This window comes from Streptomyces sp. NPDC059524 (genome assembly GCF_042749255.1).
Lineage (GTDB): Bacteria > Actinomycetota > Actinomycetes > Streptomycetales > Streptomycetaceae > Streptomyces > Streptomyces xanthii.
Genome location: NZ_JBHYTK010000038.1, coordinates 1 through 18,112 on the forward strand (window position 1 = coordinate 1; position 18,112 = coordinate 18,112).

Annotated in this window: 11 protein-coding genes; 5 read left to right on the top strand and 6 right to left on the bottom strand. The window is 72.2% G+C overall.

Features of this window, described 5'->3' with window-relative positions; translation table 11 throughout:
- Positions 1-126: 126 nt before the first annotated feature.
- Positions 127-2,229, bottom strand: coding sequence for a PhoX family protein (locus tag ACFW9D_RS13690; protein WP_384621368.1), 2,103 nt, complete (start codon positions 2,227-2,229; stop codon positions 127-129).
- A gap of 233 nt (positions 2,230-2,462) precedes the next feature.
- On the opposite strand from ACFW9D_RS13690, the gene ACFW9D_RS13695 reads away from it, so the two are divergent.
- Positions 2,463-3,947 (top strand): aldehyde dehydrogenase family protein, encoded by a 1,485-nt coding sequence (locus tag ACFW9D_RS13695; protein WP_384621370.1) that lies wholly within the window; start codon positions 2,463-2,465, stop codon positions 3,945-3,947.
- Positions 3,948-4,035: 88 nt separating this feature from the next.
- Here the strand turns inward: ACFW9D_RS13695 and ACFW9D_RS13700 are convergent, their stop codons facing one another.
- The 3 genes from ACFW9D_RS13700 to phnA all read right to left on the bottom strand — a co-directional run bounded on the left by ACFW9D_RS13700 (position 4,036) and on the right by phnA (position 7,981).
- On the bottom strand, positions 4,036-5,175 hold the full coding sequence (locus ACFW9D_RS13700) for a TIGR03364 family FAD-dependent oxidoreductase (RefSeq protein ID WP_384621372.1): 1,140 nt from the start codon (positions 5,173-5,175) through the stop codon (positions 4,036-4,038).
- Positions 5,176-5,214: 39 nt separating this feature from the next.
- Positions 5,215-6,555, bottom strand: a complete 1,341-nt coding sequence (locus tag ACFW9D_RS13705) for an MFS transporter (RefSeq protein WP_384621375.1) — start codon at positions 6,553-6,555, stop codon at positions 5,215-5,217.
- A gap of 142 nt (positions 6,556-6,697) precedes the next feature.
- Positions 6,698-7,981, bottom strand: coding sequence for a phosphonoacetate hydrolase (gene phnA, locus ACFW9D_RS13710; protein ID WP_384621377.1), 1,284 nt, complete (start codon positions 7,979-7,981; stop codon positions 6,698-6,700).
- Between the two features lie 198 nt (positions 7,982-8,179).
- Here phnA and ACFW9D_RS13715 point away from each other — a divergent pair, with 198 nt between their 5' ends.
- The 3 genes from ACFW9D_RS13715 to metG all read left to right on the top strand — a co-directional run bounded on the left by ACFW9D_RS13715 (position 8,180) and on the right by metG (position 12,659).
- Positions 8,180-9,175, top strand: coding sequence for a LysR family transcriptional regulator (locus ACFW9D_RS13715; RefSeq protein WP_384621380.1), 996 nt, complete (start codon positions 8,180-8,182; stop codon positions 9,173-9,175).
- Positions 9,176-9,243: 68 nt separating this feature from the next.
- Entirely contained in the window at positions 9,244-10,815 is a 1,572-nt protein-coding gene (locus ACFW9D_RS13720; RefSeq protein ID WP_384621382.1) for a VWA domain-containing protein, read from the top strand.
- A 116-nt stretch (positions 10,816-10,931) separates the two neighbouring features.
- A complete protein-coding gene (gene metG, locus ACFW9D_RS13725) occupies positions 10,932-12,659 on the top strand; it encodes a methionine--tRNA ligase (protein WP_188338049.1) in 1,728 nt (575 codons plus the stop codon).
- Positions 12,660-12,737: 78 nt separating this feature from the next.
- Here metG and aspS read toward each other — a convergent pair whose 3' ends face one another.
- Positions 12,738-14,504 carry an aspartate--tRNA ligase gene (aspS, locus tag ACFW9D_RS13730; protein ID WP_188338048.1) on the bottom strand — a complete coding sequence of 589 codons (1,767 nt, stop codon included), beginning with the start codon at positions 14,502-14,504 and terminating at the stop codon, positions 12,738-12,740.
- Positions 14,505-14,677: 173 nt separating this feature from the next.
- On the opposite strand from aspS, the gene ACFW9D_RS13735 reads away from it, so the two are divergent.
- Entirely contained in the window at positions 14,678-16,801 is a 2,124-nt protein-coding gene (locus ACFW9D_RS13735; RefSeq protein WP_384621384.1) for a SpoIIE family protein phosphatase, read from the top strand.
- Between the two features lie 124 nt (positions 16,802-16,925).
- Here ACFW9D_RS13735 and ACFW9D_RS13740 read toward each other — a convergent pair whose 3' ends face one another.
- On the bottom strand, positions 16,926-17,999 hold the full coding sequence (locus ACFW9D_RS13740; protein ID WP_384621387.1) for an AI-2E family transporter: 1,074 nt from the start codon (positions 17,997-17,999) through the stop codon (positions 16,926-16,928).
- Positions 18,000-18,112 lie beyond the last annotated feature (113 nt).

Here is an 18,112-nt window from a genome sequence, read left to right on the forward strand (position 1 = left end):
CCCCTGGGAAGGCTGCGCCTTCCTCGGGGAGATGCCACCCGAAGGGTGTGCATCTCAGGGGCGCGGGGAACTGCGCGACCAGCCACGACGCGACCCGCACTCGGCCACGAGACCGAAGCGACCGAGCTAGACGCCGATGTCGCCGCCATCCGCGCGCCACACCGAGACGACCGACGGACGGACGATCCGGCCGGGACCGTCGGGCCAGGTGCTGGCCGGGCGCTCGACGGACGCCCCGTCGATCTCCCCCGGGTGCTGCACGGACACCAGCACCCGGCGATCCTGCACGAGCGGACCGCAGGTCTCCGCCCCGGTCGGCATCGTGAGGAACTGCTTCAGCTCGCCCCGCCGCTCACCCCGCGTCGCGACACCGAACAGCCCGTCGTGCGAGCCCAGCTGGTTGCCGTCCGTGGAGATCCACAGATTGCCGTGCGGGTCGAACGTGACGTTGTCCGGGCAGGAGATCGGGCTGACCCGCTCCTTGGGGAACCCGGCGAAGTACGTCGCCGGGTCCTCCGGGTCACCGGCGACCAGGAACAGGGACCAGCCGAACGAGGTCGACTCGGCCCGGTTGCGCGCCTCGGTCAGTTCGAGGATCTGGCCGTGCTTGTTGAGGGTGCGCGGATTGGCCTCGTCCGGGCCTGCCTTGCCGGCCTTGCCGCGGTCGGAGTTGTTGGTCAGCGCGACGTACACCTTGCCGGTGCGCGGCGACGGCTCGATGTCCTCGGGCCGGTCCATCTTCGTGGCGCCGACCTTGTCCCCGGCGAACCGTGTGAAGAGGTAGACCTCCTCGGCGGTCATGCCCTCGACGTGCGACTCGGCGCGGCCGCCCGCGTAGGCGGTGGCCAGCGGGATCCACGTACCGGAGCCGTCGAACTCGCCGTCGGAGGGCAGCGCGCCCGTGCCGTCGATCTGCTCCGCCGGCGAGTCGCCGGTGAGCTTGGCGACGTAGAGGGTGCCCTCGTCGAGGAGGGTCAGGTTGTGGGCGTGGGCGGCCCGCGAGCCGCCCTTCGCCATGCGCTTGCTGCCGACGAACTTGTAGAAGTAGTCGAACTTCTCGTCGTCGCCCATGTAGACGACGGGGCGGCCGTCGCCGGTCAGGCGCGGCTGCGCGGCCTCGTGCTTGAAGCGGCCGAGCGCGGTGCGCTTGCGCGGCGTCGACTCCGGGTCGTACGGGTCAAGTTCGACGACCCAGCCGAAGCGGTTGGCCTCGTTCGGCTCCTTGGCCAGGTCGAAGCGGTCGTCGAACCGCTCCCACTTGCGCTCGGAGGCCTCGCCGATCACGCCGTACCGCTTGAGGCGGGCCGCCGCGGTCGGGTCGGTGACCTTGGCGGCGTTGGCGAAGTACTGGTTGAAGTTCTCCTCGCCGTGCAGGGTCGTGCCCCACGGGGTGGTGCCGCCCGAGCAGTTGTTGAGCGTGCCGAGGACGGTGGTGCCCTTCGGATCGGCCTTCGTGCGGACCAGCGGGCTGCCCGCGACGGGGCCGGAGAGGCGGAAGGGGCTGGTGGCGGTCAGGCGCCGGTTGAGGTGGTGGCGCGAGACGGCGTTCAGGCCGCCGTTCTTCCGGTTCTCCTCGACCACGACGACGGACAGTCCGTGCGCGGCCCACGCGATCTCGACCTGCTCGCGCGTCGGGTTCGCCGGGTCGTAGCCGCGGAACATCAGGATCTCGTCGGTGTACTCGTGGTTGGCGACGAGGACCTGCCGGCCGTGCTCGCCACGCAGCGGCAGCAGGCTCAGGAAGTCGTTGTTGTAGCCGAACTGACCGGCCTGCGCCTTCGCGCTCTGGTGCTCCGGGTCGAAGGCCGGGGCGCCGCGCAGAATCGGCTCGCCCCACCGGACGACCACGTTCTGCCCGTATCCGCCGGGCACCGTGACGGCGTCGGCGGTGTTCGGCGCGACCGGCGCGAACCGCAGCCCGCGCGCACCCTCCGTGGCCGCCCCGCCCCCGCCGTGTCCGCCGTGTCCGGCGGCGGCCGTGGCGTCCCCCACGCCCGGACCGGCCAGGACCGTCGTACCGGCGGCGGCCGCGACGGTCACCACGGCGGCGGCGCGCAGCATCGAACGGCGGCTCAGCGCACCGGCGACGACATCGCCGACGTACGCGTTGTCGCTGGTGTTCGGCACCTCGTGGAAGCAGGCGTCACCACAGCGGAACCGGCAGGTCAGCGCCGAACGGCCCCCCGCGTGACGTCCGTCGACCGAGACCAGCGGCAGCATTTTCCGCACGCTTTCCCTCCCCTTTGCGAAGTCGTGTCGGCCGCGACGGTAAGGGGACACGGGTGCGGGACGGGGGACGCGGGATGAACGCGCGGTGAACCTGTCGGCGGCCGAGGACAGCGCGCCCGGAGGCCCGCATAGCGAGCCCCTATACCCGGTATTGGCAGATCACCCGTTGTTCACCCACTGTTCGCGGGGCGAGGGTGGCGGTGACGATCCCACCGGCTGCGAAGGAGCAGGGAATGGCTGTGGCACCGGGAGACACACGGTTCGAGGTGGCGGGACATCTGACGGAGAACCACATCGGCGGGCGGTGGGTTCCGGCGCAGTCGGGGCAGCGCCGCCCGGACGTGAACCCGGCCGATCTCTCCGACGTCCTGGGGGAGTTCACGGAATCGGGCGGCGCCGACGTCGACCTCGCGGTGGAGGAGGCGCGGCGGGCGCTCGACGGCTGGCGCGGCATCGGACCGGTCGAGCGGGCCGCCTTCCTGACGAAGGCGCTGCACCTCCTGGACGAGCGCACCGAGGAGTTCGCGTACGCCATCACGCGCGAGCAGGGCAAGCTCCTGAAGGAGGCGCTCGGGGAGGTCCGACGAGCCAAGTCGGTCCTGGAGTTCACGACCGGGCAGGCGCGCCGGCTGGGCGGGGTCACCGTCCCGGCCGAGGAGGCCCGCACCTTCGCCTACACCTTCCGCAAGCCGATCGGCGTGGTCGGACTGATCTCCCCCTGGAACTTCCCGCTGGCCATCCCCATGTGGAAGGTCGCCCCCGCGCTCCTGTCCGGCTGCACCGCGATCCTCAAGCCGTCCCCGCTGACCCCGCTCACCTCGGCACTCCTCGTCGACGTCTTCCAGCGGGCGGGCCTGCCGGACGGGGTGCTGAACCTGGTGCAGGGCGACGCGGCGGCGGGTGAGGCGCTCGTCGCCAACCCGTCCGTGGCCGGCATCAGCTTCACCGGCTCCCTGCCGATCGGCACCGCCATCCACACCGGCGGCGCCCACCGGCTGCTGCGCACCCAGCTCGAACTCGGCGGCAAGAACGCGGTGATCGTGTGCGACGACGCCGACCTCGGCAAGGCCGTCGACGCGGTCGTGCACGGGGCGTTCGGGCAGGCCGGCCAGCGCTGTTCGGCGACCAGCCGGGCCGTCGTCGACGTCCGGGTGCGCGAGGAGTTCCTGGAACGGCTCGTCGCCCGCGTCGGAAGCCTGCGGGTCGGGCCCGGCTTCGACCCGGCCTCCGAACTGTGCCCGGTCGTGGACACCGCGCGCCGGGACGCGGCGCTCGCCGCGATCGCGGGCGCGCAGCGCGACGGCGGCAAGGTGGTGTGCGGCGGCGGCCGCGAGGAGCGCCCCGGACTGCCGGACGGCTGCTACGTCCAGCCGACCGTGATCCGGGACGTGCCGTGGGACGCGGAGCTGGCTCAGGAGGAGGTGTTCGGGCCGGTGCTCGCGGTCGTGGACGCCGAGGACTTCGACGACGCCCTGCGCATCGCGAACTCGGTGAAGTACGGCATGTCCGGGACGGTCTTCACCGCCTCCCAGACCCGCGCCTTCGAGGCCCTGGACCGCTTCGAGGCGGGCATGCTGCACGTCAACCGCCCCGGCGTCGGCGCGTACGCGCACCTGCCGCACGTCGGCGACAAGGCCAGCCAGTACGGCCCGCCGGAGTGCTCGCCGGAGGTCTTCGACTTCTACACGGCCTGGCACTCGGCCTGCATCTCCTACTAGCCCCGCATTTCGCGGCGAAGGCCGAAGGGCCGGTTCCTCCACTCGGGGGGACCGGCCCTTCGGCCTTCTTCACACAGGATGCGGGGGGTCAGCGCGAGGCCAGGTTCTCCTCGGCGAGGCCGAACGAGAGCGTCATGCCCGCGCCGCCCACCCCGTTGACGACCGTCACCCCGGGCTCGGGGTCGACGACCAGGTCGGTGCGGCCGTCCCGCAGCGACGGGTAGAAGCCGACCCAGCGCTCGGTGACCTCCGCCTCCGGCGGCAGCCCGGCGAAGGTGCCGAGGTACTCCAGGACCGCGTCGTCGACGGCACCGTCCGCGAACGGGCCGAGCGTGGGCCCGTACGCGTGCGAGTCGCCGAGGGTGAGACGGCCGTCGGCGGTCTGCGAGACCAGGACGTGGATGCCGTGCTCGCGGTGGAACGACCGCTCCGTGCCCATCCGTTCGGCGAGCGCGGCCTGCGACGGGCAGCCGTCGAAGGCCGCGTAGTGCAGCAGGGTGAGGCCGCCGCAGAGCATCGGGCCGAGCGTGCGCCCGCCGGCCAGCGGGGCGGTGCGCATCATCTGGAGCTTGCAGCGGGTCAGGCCGCTCTCGGCGAAGACCTCCGGATAGAGGGAGGCGAAGTCGTTGCCGGAACAGACGAAGACCTGCCCGCAGTCCCAGTCGCCCGCCGTCGTGAAGACCGTCGGCGCCGCGATGCCGCGCACATGGGTGCCGAAGCGGAACTCGACGCCGTACTCCGCGGCCAGGTGCTCGGCGACCGCGGGGATCGCCCGGCGCGGGTCGACGTTGACCTCCGTCGGACTCCACATCGCGCCGAGCAGCCCGTCCCGGCGCGCGAAACCGGACCGCCCGACGGCCTCGTCCGCGGTGATCATCCGTGTCCCCCGCTCCCGGGCCGCGTCGCTGAGCTGAAGGAACTCCTCCAGGACCGCGACCTCGTCGGCGTGGTGGGCCAGATGCAGGGAGCCCGTCTCGGGCGCCCACAGACCGGTCTTGGCGGCGACCTCCAGCCACACCTCGCGGCTGCGCAGCGCCCGCTCGTAGACCTTGCCGCGCTGCTGGCCGACCGACCAGATCATCCCGAAGTTGCGGATCGAGGCGCCGACCGCGAAGTCGTCCCGTTCGAAGACGACGACCTTGCGGCCGAGCCGGGCGGCGGCGAGCGCGTGCGCGAGCCCGACGATGCCGGCGCCGACGACGGCCGTGTCCGCGTGCTGACGGTTCATGTCTGCCTGCCTTTCAACGTGCCGGTGGAAAGGGGGAGTTCACTGGGCGGCCGCGGTGCGCGGGCGGCGGTTCCAGTGCGGGAGCATGACGAGCCCGGCCAGCAGGGCCGCGACGGAGAACAGCAGGAACAGCGAGGAGCCGGACAGGAAGCCGGGCAGCAGGCCGCCGAGGATCGCCCCGACCGAGCCGCAGCCGTTGACCAGTCCGGCGGCGGTGCCCGCGCCGTCCTCGGTGCCGAAGTCGACCGCGGCGACACAGGAGATCATCGAGTCGGCGGCGTACACGGCGAGCCCGATCACGGCGAGCAGCGCGACCATGACGCCGACGCTGTCCGTCGCGGTGAGCGGCATGAACAGGCCGAGGACGACGGTCAGCAGGGCGAGCGACAGGACGGCGGCGGGCACGCGCCGGGACTGGAAGAGCCGGTCCGACACCCAGCCCACGGCGATCGGGGCCAGGACCCCGGCCGCGCCGAACGCCACCGGGATGACCGTGGCGCCCACCTTGTCGACGTGCGGCAGCCGGTCGCTGACCAGCACCGGGCCCCACAGCAGGATCGCGTAACGGGCCGGCTTGAGCAGGAAGTACGCGGCGCCGAGCGTGAGCACCATCGGGTCGCGCAGCGTCGAGCGGTACAGGGCGAGCCCACCGCGCCGGGCCGGCTCGGCGCCGGGCTCCTTCTCCCCCTTGCTTCCTGGTGCGGGCGCGTCGCGCTGGAAGAGGACGAAGAGCAGGAGGACGACGGCCAGCGACGCGGCCCCGCAGAAGAACGCGGCCTGCCAGCTGTCGAACACGGAGTAGGCGAGCCAGCCCAGGAACGGCGGCGCGGCGAGGCCGCCGAACGCGTAGTTCGTGGACCAGATGCCCAGCACCCGGCCGCGCTCGGCGACGGGGAAGAAGGCGCCCATGTTCTTGCACAGCGGCGCCCAGCCGGCCGACTGCGCGAGGCCCTGGATCACCATGGCGCCGCCGAACACGAGCAGCGCGCTGGAGGCGCCCATCAGACAGGCGGCGCCGATCGCGCCGATCATGCCGGTGATGACGACGCGGCGCGGACCGAACCGGTCGGACCAGGCGCCCCACACGAACTGCCCGACGGCGTACGCCGCGAGGTAGATCGCGTCGATGACGCCGAGCACGCGTTCGGAGAGGGTGTGGGCGAGCAGCGGGTCGTCCAGGATGCCGAGCTTCGCGACGGAGAACGCCTGCCGCACGAAGTAGAAGCCCGCGTACGCGATCCAGGTGACGGCGAAGATCTGCCAACGCAGCCGGGGGCTCACCAGGTGGGGGTGGACGGTGCGCTGGGCCTCGCGGGTGGTGACAGGGCCGGCGCCCTCGGTGGGTGGGCGGGGGACGGCTGGTGGGTCGGTGTCGGCCATGGGGAGTCCAATCCTCGACGGAGCGGAAGGGGCTGAACTGTTCCGGGTACGGCACGGCCCCGGCGCACACCTCGGCGGCGCCGGGGCCGGTACTGCTGAATGGCCTTGAGCGGTGGGGGGTCGGGGTACTGCGGGAGCGGGGTCAGGCGGGGAGCGGCTCCCCGGCCGCCGCGTGGCAGCCGATCCAGTACGCGTCGAAGTTCCGCAGCCGGTGCCCGGCCGGAAGCTCGACGGGCCGGTTGACCAGGACGGGGACACGCTGTTCGGTGAGGCCGCCGTGCGAGCGCAGCGGCTCCTCGAACCCGGAGATGTCGTGCCGGGCGGCGGTCGTGCCGAGCACGGTGTTGCGCTCGGCGATGACGACGAGGTCGCCGATCCGGTCGCCGGGCAGCTCGAAGCGCTCGCAGGCCTCCTCGCGGGTGAGGACGGTGTCGACGCCGCCGACCCCGGCGAGCTTCGCCCGCAGCGCCTCCCGGTCCGCGCCGCCCGGCAGGTGCACGGTCGCGTACGAGCCGAGGGCGCCGTGGTGCACGGTGTACGGGTCGGTGATCGGCAGGATGACGCGGCTCGCGCCCGTCCCGGTCTCGGCGTCGAACCAGTCGGACAGGAACACGACCCGGGCCTCGCCGTCCGCGTCCGACTTGGCGTTCATCCCGTGGTCGGCGGTGACGACGAGGACCGCGCCGAGCGCGTCGATCCGCTCGAACCAGCGGTCCAGCATCGCGTAGAAGCGGTTGGCGACGGGGGATCCGGGCGCGTGCTTGTGCTGGATGTAGTCGGTGAGCGACAGGTACATGAGGTCCGGCCGGTCGCGTTCGAGGACCTCGCACCCGGCGGCCATCACCAGTTCGCTCAGCTCCGCGCTGTACACGGAGGGCAGTTCGAAGCCGGTGGACTCCAGGACCTTCTCGATGCCGTTCTCCGCGAGGGTGACCTGGTCGGCCTTCTCCGCGGAGAAGCAGATGCCGCCCTCGGCGAGGCCGCTGCCGAGCAGCCGGCGCAGCTTGTCCTTGGCGGTGATCACGGCGACCCGCGCGCCGGTCTGCGAGAACGCGGCGAACAGGGTGGGCGCGCGCAGCAGTTCGGGCGCGTTCATCATCACCTCCTCGCCGGCCTCGGTGTCGTAGAAGTAGTTGCCGCAGATGCCGTGCACGGCGGGCGGGACGCCGGTCGCGATGGACAGGTTGTTGGGGTTGGTGAAGGACGGCATCGTGCACGCGCCGCGCAGATCGCCGCCGCGCGCCAGCATGCCCTCCGTGAACGGCATCAGGCCGTCCGCGATCGCGCGCTCGTGGTAGGCGTCCTCACTGCCGTCGATGCAGACGACCACGACCGGACGGCCCGGGCGTGGGTACGCGCGCCCGTTGACGGTGAGCCGCGCGCCGTCGGCGGAGGTCTGCCACGTCGTGCCGGCGACAGGATTCATGTACGTCCACCCCTGTGGGTCGTAGGTGTCGGGCGTCGTTGCGGGAGCCGTGGGGCGCCCTCGATTCCATGGGTACCACCGGCGTTCCGGGGCGCAGAACCACGAAGTTCGCTATGACGGCCATAGCCCCGCGGGCCGCGCACGAGGTGCGTCGGAGCCCTGTCCGACCGGTCAGTAGTGCTCTACGCTCGCGCGACTATGGAGCTCAACCTGCACCGTCTGTGGATCTTCCTGAAAGTGGTGGAGCACCAGGGGTTCTCCGCCGCGGCGCACGAGCTGTACATGAGTCAGCCCTCGGTCTCCAACCAGGTACGGCGGCTCGAACAGTCGCTGAAGGTGACGCTGGTGGACCGCTCGGGGGCGCGGACCCGGCCCACGGCGGAGGGCGAGGTGCTCGCCGCGTACGCCAAGCGCGTCTTCCTGCTGGCCGACGAGGCGGTGGCGGCGGTGCAGCAGGTGTCGTCCCTCGAGCACGGGCGGCTGCTCGTGGGCGGCTCGACCACGGTCGGCACGTATCTGCTGCCCACGCTCCTCGCCCGCTTCCGGGCGCGGTACCCGGGCGTCGAGTGCGATGTCTTCGTCGGCAACAACCGGGCCGTCGCCGAGCGGCTGCTCGCCGGGGACATCGGCATCGCGGTCGTCGCGGGCGGGCCGGGGGAGACGGCCCAGCTGCTGGTCGAGCCGGTGCTCCAGGAGCGCCTCGTCCTCGTCGCCCGCACCGGTCACCCGCTGGCCGACCGCCCCGGACCGCTCGACCCGGCGCTGCTCGCCGGCGAGTGCTTCCTGATGCGCGAACCCGGCTCCCACACCCGTACGGAACAGGAGCGGGTCCTCGACGCGTGGGGCCTGGCGGAGACGGTGCCGAGGTCGGACGTGTGGGGGCCCGAGGCGGTCAAGCAGTGCGTCGGCGCGGGGCTCGGCGTCGCCCTCATCTCCGAGCACGCCGTGGTCGACGACGTGGAGCGCTCGGGCGCGCTCACGATCCTCCCGGTCGAACCGGAACCGAGCCCGCGCCCCGTCTCCCTGGTCCGCCGCCGCGACCGTCTGCTCTCCCCCGCGGAACGCGCCTTCGTCCGACTGCTCCGTTCGCCGGACGGCATCTGGGCCCGTGAACTGGGCGACGGCCTGCGGGAATTCCCGGACCACCCGGACGCGGGCGAACGCGCTGCGGAACGGTCGCCGACCGGCGGCTAACCTTACGTGTCCGCCCTGGCCAGGGGTTCGGGCCTTTTGGGGATCAACTCATGCGGAAGGTTGCGCACATGGGCATTCTGGATCGTCTGCGGAACGCGTTCGGACGGAACCGCAAGAAGGACGACCCCGCCGCGGAGCCTGCCACCGAGCCGAAGATCCCCGCCCCGGCGGAGGCCGAGGCCGGCCGTCCGGCGGCGGAACCCGAGCCGTCCCCGGCCCCGAAGGTCCCGGCCCAGCCGGCCCACTACGCCCCGGCCGACCCGGAGCCCGCGACCCCGAAGATCCCCGCCCCGGCGAACTCCGAGGCGGACGACCTGGTGGCCGCGGCCTTCGACAACGTCACCATCCCCGCCCCGGCCGAGGAAGCCGAGCCCGTAGCGGCCGAGGCCTCCGAGCCCGTTGCCGCCGAGGCAGCCCCCGCTCCGGCCGAGGAGACCGAGCCGGCCACCGCCGAGCCGGTCCCCGCCCCCGCCGAGGAAGCCGCGGAGGCCGAGGAGCCCGCGGAGGCCGAGCCGGTCGCGGCCGAGACGAAGGTGGCTCCCGCCGAGGAGACCGAGCCGACGGCCGCCGCAGCGAGCGAGCCACCGGCCGAGACCCCTGAGCCGGTCGCCGCCCCCGCCGAGACCCCCGAGCCGGTCGTGGCCGAGGCGGCCGAGCCGTCCGACGCCCCCGCCCCCTCCGAAGAGCCCGGGGCGGCTGCCGCCCCGGCCGAGCCGGAGCCCGCCGAGGCCGAGACCCCCGAGCCGGTCGCCGCCGAGGCTGCCCCCGCCCCCGCCGAGGAAGCCCAGCCGGTCGCCGCCGAGGCTGCCCCCGCCCCCGCCGAGGAAGCCCAGCCGGTCGCCGCCGAGGCTGCCCCCGCCCCCGCCGAGGAAGCCCGGCCGGTCGCCGCCGAGGCAGTGCCGACCGAGCCGTCCGAGCCCGCCGGAGAGGCCCCGGCCCCCGCGTCAAAGACCCCGGACGCGAAGCCGGCCAAGCCCGCCCACACCCCGGCCAAGGTCAAGTCCCGCACCCCCGCCCTGGCCCCGGCCTACAAGGCCGCCGGCGCCGAGCTGAAGAAGAACGACCTGACCGGCACCCGCGCCACGGTCTACCTCGTCCTGGACCGCTCCGGCTCCATGCGCCCGTACTACAAGGACGGCTCCGCGAACGCCCTCGCCGACCAGGCCCTCGCCCTGGCCGCCCACCTGGACCCCCGGGACACCCCCACCGTCCACACCGTCTTCTTCTCGACGGACATCGACGCGACGGGCGACCTGACCCTGGACACCTCGTACGAGGGCAAGATCGACGAGTGGCACGCGGCGGCGGGCCGCATGGGCCGCACCAGCTACCACCGCGCGATCGAAGAGGTCGTCGCCCACCACGAGAAGTCGGACGACCCGACGCTCCCCGCGCTGGTCGTGTTCCAGACGGACGGCCCCCCGGACGTGCAGCGCCCGGCGAACGAGGCCCTGGCCAAGGCGGCGAGCCGCCCGATCCACTTCCAGTTCGTCGCGTTCGGCGACCCGGAGGCCAAGGCCTTCGACTACCTCCGCAAGCTGAAGGCGGACAACGCCGGCCACTTCCTGGCGGGCGCCGCCCCCCGCGAGCTGACCGACGCCGAGCTCTACCAGGGCCTCCTGGCGACCTGGCGCCCGTAGCCCCGGAGCCCGCCCACCGCCCCGGCCGTCCGCGCTGTAAAACACCGCGCGGGCGGCCGCCCCATGTCGGATACGATTTCTGGATTCAGATCGTCACGACTTGGGAGCAGCCTCCGATGGCTCGACACCTCATCACCAGCGCCCTTCCGTACATCAACGGGATCAAGCACCTGGGCAACATGGTGGGGTCCATGCTCCCGGCCGACGTGTACTCCCGTTACCTGCGCCAGCGCGGTCACGAGGTCCTGTACATCTGCGCGACGGACGAGCACGGCACCCCGGCCGAGCTGGCCGCGAAGGAGCGGGGCATCCCGGTCGCGGACTTCTGCGCGCAGGCGCACGACGCGCAGAAGGCGGTCTACGACGGCTTCGCGCTCGCCTTCGACCACTTCGGCCGGTCGTCCTCGCCGCAGAACGCGGAGATCACCCAGCACTTCGCCCGGAAGCTGAACGAGAACGGGTTCATCGAGGAGCGCGCGATCCGGCAGGTGTACTCGCCCGCCGACGGCCGCTTCCTCCCGGACCGCTACGTCGAGGGCACCTGCCCCCACTGCGGCTACGACAAGGCCCGCGGCGACCAGTGCGAGAACTGCACGCGCGTCCTGGACCCGACGGACCTGATCAACCCGCGCTCGGCGATCTCCGGCTCCACCGACCTGGAGATCCGCGAGACGAAGCACCTCTTCCTGCTCCAGTCGAAGCTGCAGCACGAGGTCGAGGCGTGGATCGACGAGGTCGCCGGCGAGTGGCCGCACCTGGCCTCCTCCATCGCCCGCAAGTGGCTGACCGAGGGCCTCAACGACCGCGCGATCACCCGTGACCTGGACTGGGGCGTCCCCGTCCCTGCCGACACCTGGCCGGAGCTGGCCGCCGAGGGCAAGGTCTTCTACGTCTGGTTCGACGCCCCGATCGAGTACATCGGCTCGACGAAGGAGTGGGCCGACCAGGACCCGGAGAACCGGAACTGGAAGTCCTGGTGGTACGAGCCGGAGGGCGCCGCCGACGTCCGGTACACGGAGTTCATGGCGAAGGACAACGTGCCCTTCCACAGCGTCATGTTCCCGGCCACCGAGATGGGTGTCCGTGAGCCGTGGAAGAAGGTCGACTACCTGAAGTCCTTCAACTGGCTGACGTACTACGGCGGCAAGTTCTCCACGTCGCAGAAGCGCGGCGTCTTCACCGACCAGGCGCTCGACATCCTCCCGGCCGACTACTGGCGCTACTTCCTGATCGCCAACGCCCCGGAGTCCGACGACTCGTCGTTCACCTGGGAGCACTTCACGGCCACGGTCAACAAGGACCTGGCCGACACCCTCGGCAACTTCGTCAACCGCGTCCTGTCGTTCTCCAAGAAGCGCTTCGGCGAGGAGGTCCCGGCAGGCGGCGCGCCCGGCGAGGCCGAGGCGAACCTGGGCGCGGAGATCTCCCGGCTGCTCGCCGAGTACGAGGAGCAGATGGAGGCCCTCCAGTTCCGCAAGGCCGCGGCGGCGCTGCGCGCCCTGTGGTCGGCGGGCAACTCCTACCTGGAGGAGAAGGCCCCCTGGCTGGAGATCAAGACCGACAAGGACGGCGCGGCCCTCACCCTCCGCACGGCGATGAACCTCATCCACCTCTACTCGGTGGTCTCCGAGCCGTTCATCCCGTCCTCCGCCGCCGCGATGCGCGCCGCGTTCGCCCTCCCCGGCGACGAGGCCCGAACGTGGATCTCCGCCGAGGAGGCGACGGCGCTGACGACGGTCCCCGCCGGCACCCCCTTCACCGTCCCGCCGGTCCTCTTCGCCAAGATCACCGACGAGGACCTGGAGTCCTACAAGGAGCGCTTCGGCGGCGAGCCGGCCGCGTAACACCCCCGCAGCGCGGAAGGGCCCGGAACCAGCTGGTTCCGGGCCCTTCCTTCGTGCGGTGCGTGTCCGCGCGGTGCGTTACTTCTTCTCGACCGGCTTGCGGAGCTGGATGTTCAGCTCGCGCAGGCGGGCCTCGTCCAGCTCGGTCGGGGCGCCCATGAGGAGGTCCTGCGCGTTGCCGTTGAGCGGGAAGGCGATCGTCTCGCGGATGTTCGGCTCGTCGGCGAGGAGCATCACGATGCGGTCGACACCCGGGGCGATGCCGCCGTGCGGCGGGGCGCCGTACTCGAACGCGCGGAGCATGCCGGCGAACTCGCTCTGCACGGTCTCCTTGGAGTAACCGGCGATCTCGAACGCCTTGAACATGATCTCGGGCTCGTGGTTACGGATCGCGCCGGAGGACAGCTCGATGCCGTTGCACACGATGTCGTACTGCCAGCCGAGGATGTCCAGCGGGTCCTGGGTCTCCAGGGCCTCGAGGCCGCCCTGCGGCATGGAGAACGGGTTGTGCGAGAAGTCGATCTTCCCGGTCTCCTCGTCCTTCTCGTACATCGGGAAGTCGACGATCCACGCGAAGCGGAAGACGCCCTCCTCGAAGTGGCCGGCGCGCTTGGCGGCCTCGACGCGGACCGCGCCCATGATCTTGGAGACCTCGTCGAACTCGCCCGCGCCGAAGAACACGGCGTGACCGTGGACCAGGCCGAGGCGCTCGGTGAGGACCTTCGCGTTCTCCTCCGTGAGGAACTTCGCGATCGGGCCCTGGAAGGAGCCGTCCTCGCCGACGCGGATCCAGGCGAGGCCCTTCGCACCGTGCTCGACCGCGTAGTCACCCAGGCCGTCGAAGAACTTGCGGGACTGCGAGGCGGTGTCCGGCACCGGCAGCGCGCGCACGTGCTTGCCGGCGAACGCCTTGAACTCCGAGCCCTCGAACACGTCGGAGATGTCGACCAGCTCGAGCTTGGCGCGCAGGTCCGGCTTGTCGTTGCCGTACTTCAGCATCGACTCGCGGAACGGGATGCGCGGGAACGGCGAGGTGACCTCACGGCCGCCGCCGAACTCGGTGAACAGCTCCGTCATGAGCTTCTCGATGGGCTGGAAGACGTCTTCCTGCTCCACGAAGCTCATCTCGACGTCGAGCTGGTAGAACTCGCCCGGCGAGCGGTCCGCGCGCGCGTCCTCGTCGCGGAAGCAGGGCGCGATCTGGAAGTAGCGGTCGAAGCCCGAGATCATCAGCAGCTGCTTGAACTGCTGCGGGGCCTGCGGCAGCGCGTAGAACTTGCCCGGGTTCAGACGGGAGGGGACGACGAAGTCGCGGGCGCCCTCGGGGGAGGTCGCGGCGAGGATCGGCGTCGCCATCTCGTTGAAGCCGAGGGCGACCATCTTCGAGCGGATCGAGGCGATCACGGCCGAGCGCAGCATGATGTTCTTGTGCATGCGCTCGCGGCGCAGGTCGAGGAAGCGGTACTCCAGGCGCCGCTCCTCGTTCACGCCGTCGTCCGCGTTGATCGTGAACGGGATCTGCTGGGCCGCGCCGAGCACCTCGACCTCGGTGGCCTCGATCTCGATCTCGCCCGTCGACAGCTCCGCGTTCACGTTGTCGGCGCCGCGGGAGACGACCTTGCCGTCGACGCGGACGACCGTCTCCTTGGTGAGCTTGTCGAGGACCTCGGCGGCCTTCGTGCCCGGACGGGCGACGAGCTGCGTGATGCCGTAGTGGTCGCGCAGATCGATGAAGAGGATGCCGCCCAGGTCTCGGCGATTGTGCAGCCAGCCGCTCAGCCGGACGTCGCTGCCGACGTCAGAGGCGCGGAGCTCGCCGCAGGTGTGGGACCTGTACCGATGCATCGTCGTTCATCCAGCCTTTGCGATTCGGGATCTCCCGGGGTCACGACCCGGATCTCCCAAGGGTACCGGCCGCGTCATGATCGCTTTCCGAATACTCCCGCCGTGCCCGTGGCGCCCGTCCGCGGGGCCACTCTCGGTGGCAGTGTGCGATCTCCTCTTCTTACAGTGGGGCCATGAGCACTGGTGAGCCCCTCCCGCCGGTGGAGGACGTCCTCGCCGCTCTCGCGACCGGCCTGTGGCGGTGGGACAACCGGGCCGGCCTCGTCACGTTCGACGCGGAGGCCGCCCGGCTCATCGGAGTGCCCTCGCCCGACGGCAAGCCCGTCACCCTCACGGAGGCCGGTGCGCGCGCCTGTTTCCACCCGGTGGACTGGAACGAGATCGACGGCGTCGTCCGCCTCGCCGTCGCCGAGGGCACGCTCGCCGAGGCCCGGCTGCGGATCATGGACGAGCATGGCCACGTCATCCGTACGGTGCGCAGCCGCTCCCGCCCCGTCGTCCACGGCGACGACTCCGGCTCCTACGAGCTGATCGGCACCCTCCAGGAGGTCTCCGACCAGAGCCCCGGCGCGGCCTCCCGCACGCCCGTCACCGGCGACTGGCGCCGCTCCCGCGAGGCGTTCCTCCTCGACGCGGGCCGCGCCCTCGCCGAGGCCGGTTCCACGGCGGAGGTGCTGCGGGTCGCCGCCGGACTGTCGATGCCCGGGTTCTCGCCCAGCGGCCTGGCCGTCTTCGGCGTCGCGGGCGAGCGGCTCACCGTCATCGGCCACCACGGGCAGCAGGCCGGCGACGAGGGCCCCTTCACCGACATGGATCTGGCGACGGACTACCCGGCCGCCGAGGTCGTACGCTCCGGCCGCGCCGTCTACCTGTCCTCGCCCGAGGACTACCGCGACCGCTACCCGGCGGCCTGGCCCCTCGCCGCACCCTTCCAGCGGCAGTCCTGGGCGTTCCTGCCGCTCGTCGTGGCGGGCCGCACGATCGGCGCGTGGATGGCCGGCTTCGCCTACCCGGTGTCGTTCACCCCCGACGAGCGCTCCGTCCTCACCACCGTCGCCCGGATGCTGGCGCAGGCCCTGTCCCGGGCCGGGGTCGCCGAGTCCGAGCGGGAGCTCACCGACGGCCTGCAGAAGTCGATGCTGCCGACGCTCGGCCCCGAGATCCCCGGCATGAGCATCACCGCCCGCTACGTCCCCACCGGCGGCGGCCTCCAGGTCGGTGGCGACTGGTACGACATGATCCCGCTGCCCGGCGACCGCATCGCCCTCGTCATCGGCGACGTGCAGGGCCACGACGTGCGCGCGGCCGGCCTGATGGGCCAGCTCCGCGTCGCCCTGCGGGCCTACGCCGCCGAGGGGCACCACGCCGACGCCGTCCTCTCCCGCGCCTCCCGCTTCCTGTCCGGGGTCGGGGACGCGGCCCGCTCGGCAAACGAGGACCCGCGCTTCGCCACCTGCCTCTACATCGAGGCCGACCCCGCGACCGGCGTCCTCGAGATCGCCCGCGCGGGCCACCCCGAACCGGCGGTCCGCACCGCCGACGGCACGGTCCTGATCCGGCCCACCGCGGGCGGCCTGCCCCTCGGCATCGACCCGGACGCCGACTACCCCACCTCCCGGCTCGTCCTGGAACCCGGCGAGACGCTGCTGATCTGCACCGACGGGCTGATAGAAACCGGCGGCCACGACCTGGACACCGGCTGGTCCCGGGTCCGCGAGGCGCTGGAGTCGGGCCCCGCCGAACACCTCGAGGAGCTGGCCGACACCCTCGTCCAGGCCGTGCTCGGCCCCGCCTCGCACTACACGACGGGCCCCCTCGCCGACCGCCGCGAGGACGACATCGCGCTCCTCCTGCTGCGCCGCACCGCCGCGGTGACCCTGCCGGTACCGGTCCGGCGCACCGCCATGACCATCGCCCAGGCCGAGCCGGAGCGGATCTCCGCCGCCCGCCAGCAGCTGCGCGAGCTGCTGCACGACTGGGCCGACGAGGACCAGGTCGACTCGGCGGTCCTGATGGTCTCCGAGATGGTCACGAACGTCCTGGTCCACACCGACGGCGACGCCCTGCTGGTCGCCGCCGTCAGCGGCGGCACCGCGGGCGGCCCGCGCCGCCTGCGCGTCGAGGTCGCCGACAGCTCCGACGACCTCCCCCACAAGCGCCGCCCCGGCGAACTGGCCTCCTCCGGCCGCGGCCTCGTCCTGATGGAACTCCTCGCCTCCCGCTGGGGCGTCGACCCCCGAGGCGAAGGCAAATGCATCTGGTTCGAACTCTACGAACCAGACCCGACCGCGCCTTGACCCTCAACACCAAGGCCTCTGCCGGGGGCCGGGAACTGCGCGACCGGCCACGACGGCGCCGCAGCCGGCGATGACGCTGAAGCCCTACGGCGACGAGCCGGATCAGCCGGCCCCCAGGCCGCGATCAGACCCCTGTTTCACGTGAAACGGTCACGCCACCCGACCCGTACCGCCCCCGCAACTCGCTCAGAATGCCGAACGCCGCCGCGGTGAGGGGCACCGCCAGGAGCATGCCGAGGATGCCGGCGACCGAGGCACCCGAGGTGATGGCGAGCAGAACGACCGCAGGATGCATCTGCACCGTGCGGGACTGGATCATCGGCTGGAGGACATGCCCCTCCAGGACCTGCACGGCGAGGACGACGCCGAGGGCCCAGAGCGCGATGACGAATCCACGGTCGGCGAGGGCGACGAGGATGGCGACGGCGCCGGAGATGAACGCGCCGAGATAGGGGATGTAGGCCCCGACGAAGACGAGCGCCGCGAGGCCGACCGCACCGGGCACCTGAAGGATCAGCAGCCCGATGCCGATGCAGAACGCGTCGATGAGCGCGATGAGGGTCGTCCCGCGCATGAAGCCGGAGACCGCGGCGAAGGCGCGCCGCGCGATGGCCTCCAGGGTCTCGCCGGCGGAGCCGGGCGCGGCCTGGCGCAGGGCGACGCGGAAGCGCCCGGCGTCGCGCAGGAAGAAGAAGCAGAGCAGCAGGGCGAGCACGGCCATGGCGGCGATCTCCCCGGCCACGCTGAGCCCGCTGATCACTCCGGACGCGGCGGAACCCCCGTACTTCTTGATGAGGTCCTGCGCGTTGTCGGCGAGATGGTCGAGGTCGAGCGCGCCGGTGCCGAACTTGTCGGAGAGGTCGCGGGCGGCCTGTTTCACGGAGGCGATGATCTGGTCGCCGGTGTCGATGAGCGCGGCGACGACGATGTATCCGGCGCCGCCGACCACGACGAGGATCAGCGCGCAGGTGAGCCCCGCCGCGAGCGACTGCTGCACCTTGGCCTTGCGCAGGGCGAGGTAGACGGGCCGCAGCAGGGCGGTGCCGAGCAGGGCGAGCAGCACGGGCACGACGGCGGTGCGCAGCTCGACGCAGAGCCAGATCCCGACCCAGGCGACCCCGGTGACGAGCAGCGCCACCGCGCACCAGGCGGCGACGCGGCGGGCGGAACGGGGCAGTAGTTCGGTGTCCGGCTTCACCCGACCAGTTGAACACGGCCGGGTGCCGGGCCACGCGCCGGGCGGGGGCGCGCCGGGGGGGGGGAGGGGCGTCAACCCGCGCCCGGGGGCGCGGCCGGGGGGGGGGGGGGCGA

Bases quoted from the DNA above. Each gene is read 5' to 3' on its own strand.
- ACFW9D_RS13695 (WP_384621370.1), top strand. From the start codon at position 2,463: ATGGCTGTGGCACCGGGAGACACACGGTTCGAGGTGGCGGGACATCTG.
- ACFW9D_RS13700 (WP_384621372.1), bottom strand. From the start codon at position 5,175: ATGAACCGTCAGCACGCGGACACGGCCGTCGTCGGCGCCGGCATCGTC.
- ACFW9D_RS13705 (WP_384621375.1), bottom strand. From the start codon at position 6,555: ATGGCCGACACCGACCCACCAGCCGTCCCCCGCCCACCCACCGAGGGC.
- phnA (WP_384621377.1), bottom strand. From the start codon at position 7,981: ATGAATCCTGTCGCCGGCACGACGTGGCAGACCTCCGCCGACGGCGCG.
- ACFW9D_RS13715 (WP_384621380.1), top strand. From the start codon at position 8,180: ATGGAGCTCAACCTGCACCGTCTGTGGATCTTCCTGAAAGTGGTGGAG.
- ACFW9D_RS13720 (WP_384621382.1), top strand. From the start codon at position 9,244: ATGGGCATTCTGGATCGTCTGCGGAACGCGTTCGGACGGAACCGCAAG.
- metG (WP_188338049.1), top strand. From the start codon at position 10,932: ATGGCTCGACACCTCATCACCAGCGCCCTTCCGTACATCAACGGGATC.
- aspS (WP_188338048.1), bottom strand. From the start codon at position 14,504: ATGCATCGGTACAGGTCCCACACCTGCGGCGAGCTCCGCGCCTCTGAC.
- ACFW9D_RS13735 (WP_384621384.1), top strand. From the start codon at position 14,678: ATGAGCACTGGTGAGCCCCTCCCGCCGGTGGAGGACGTCCTCGCCGCT.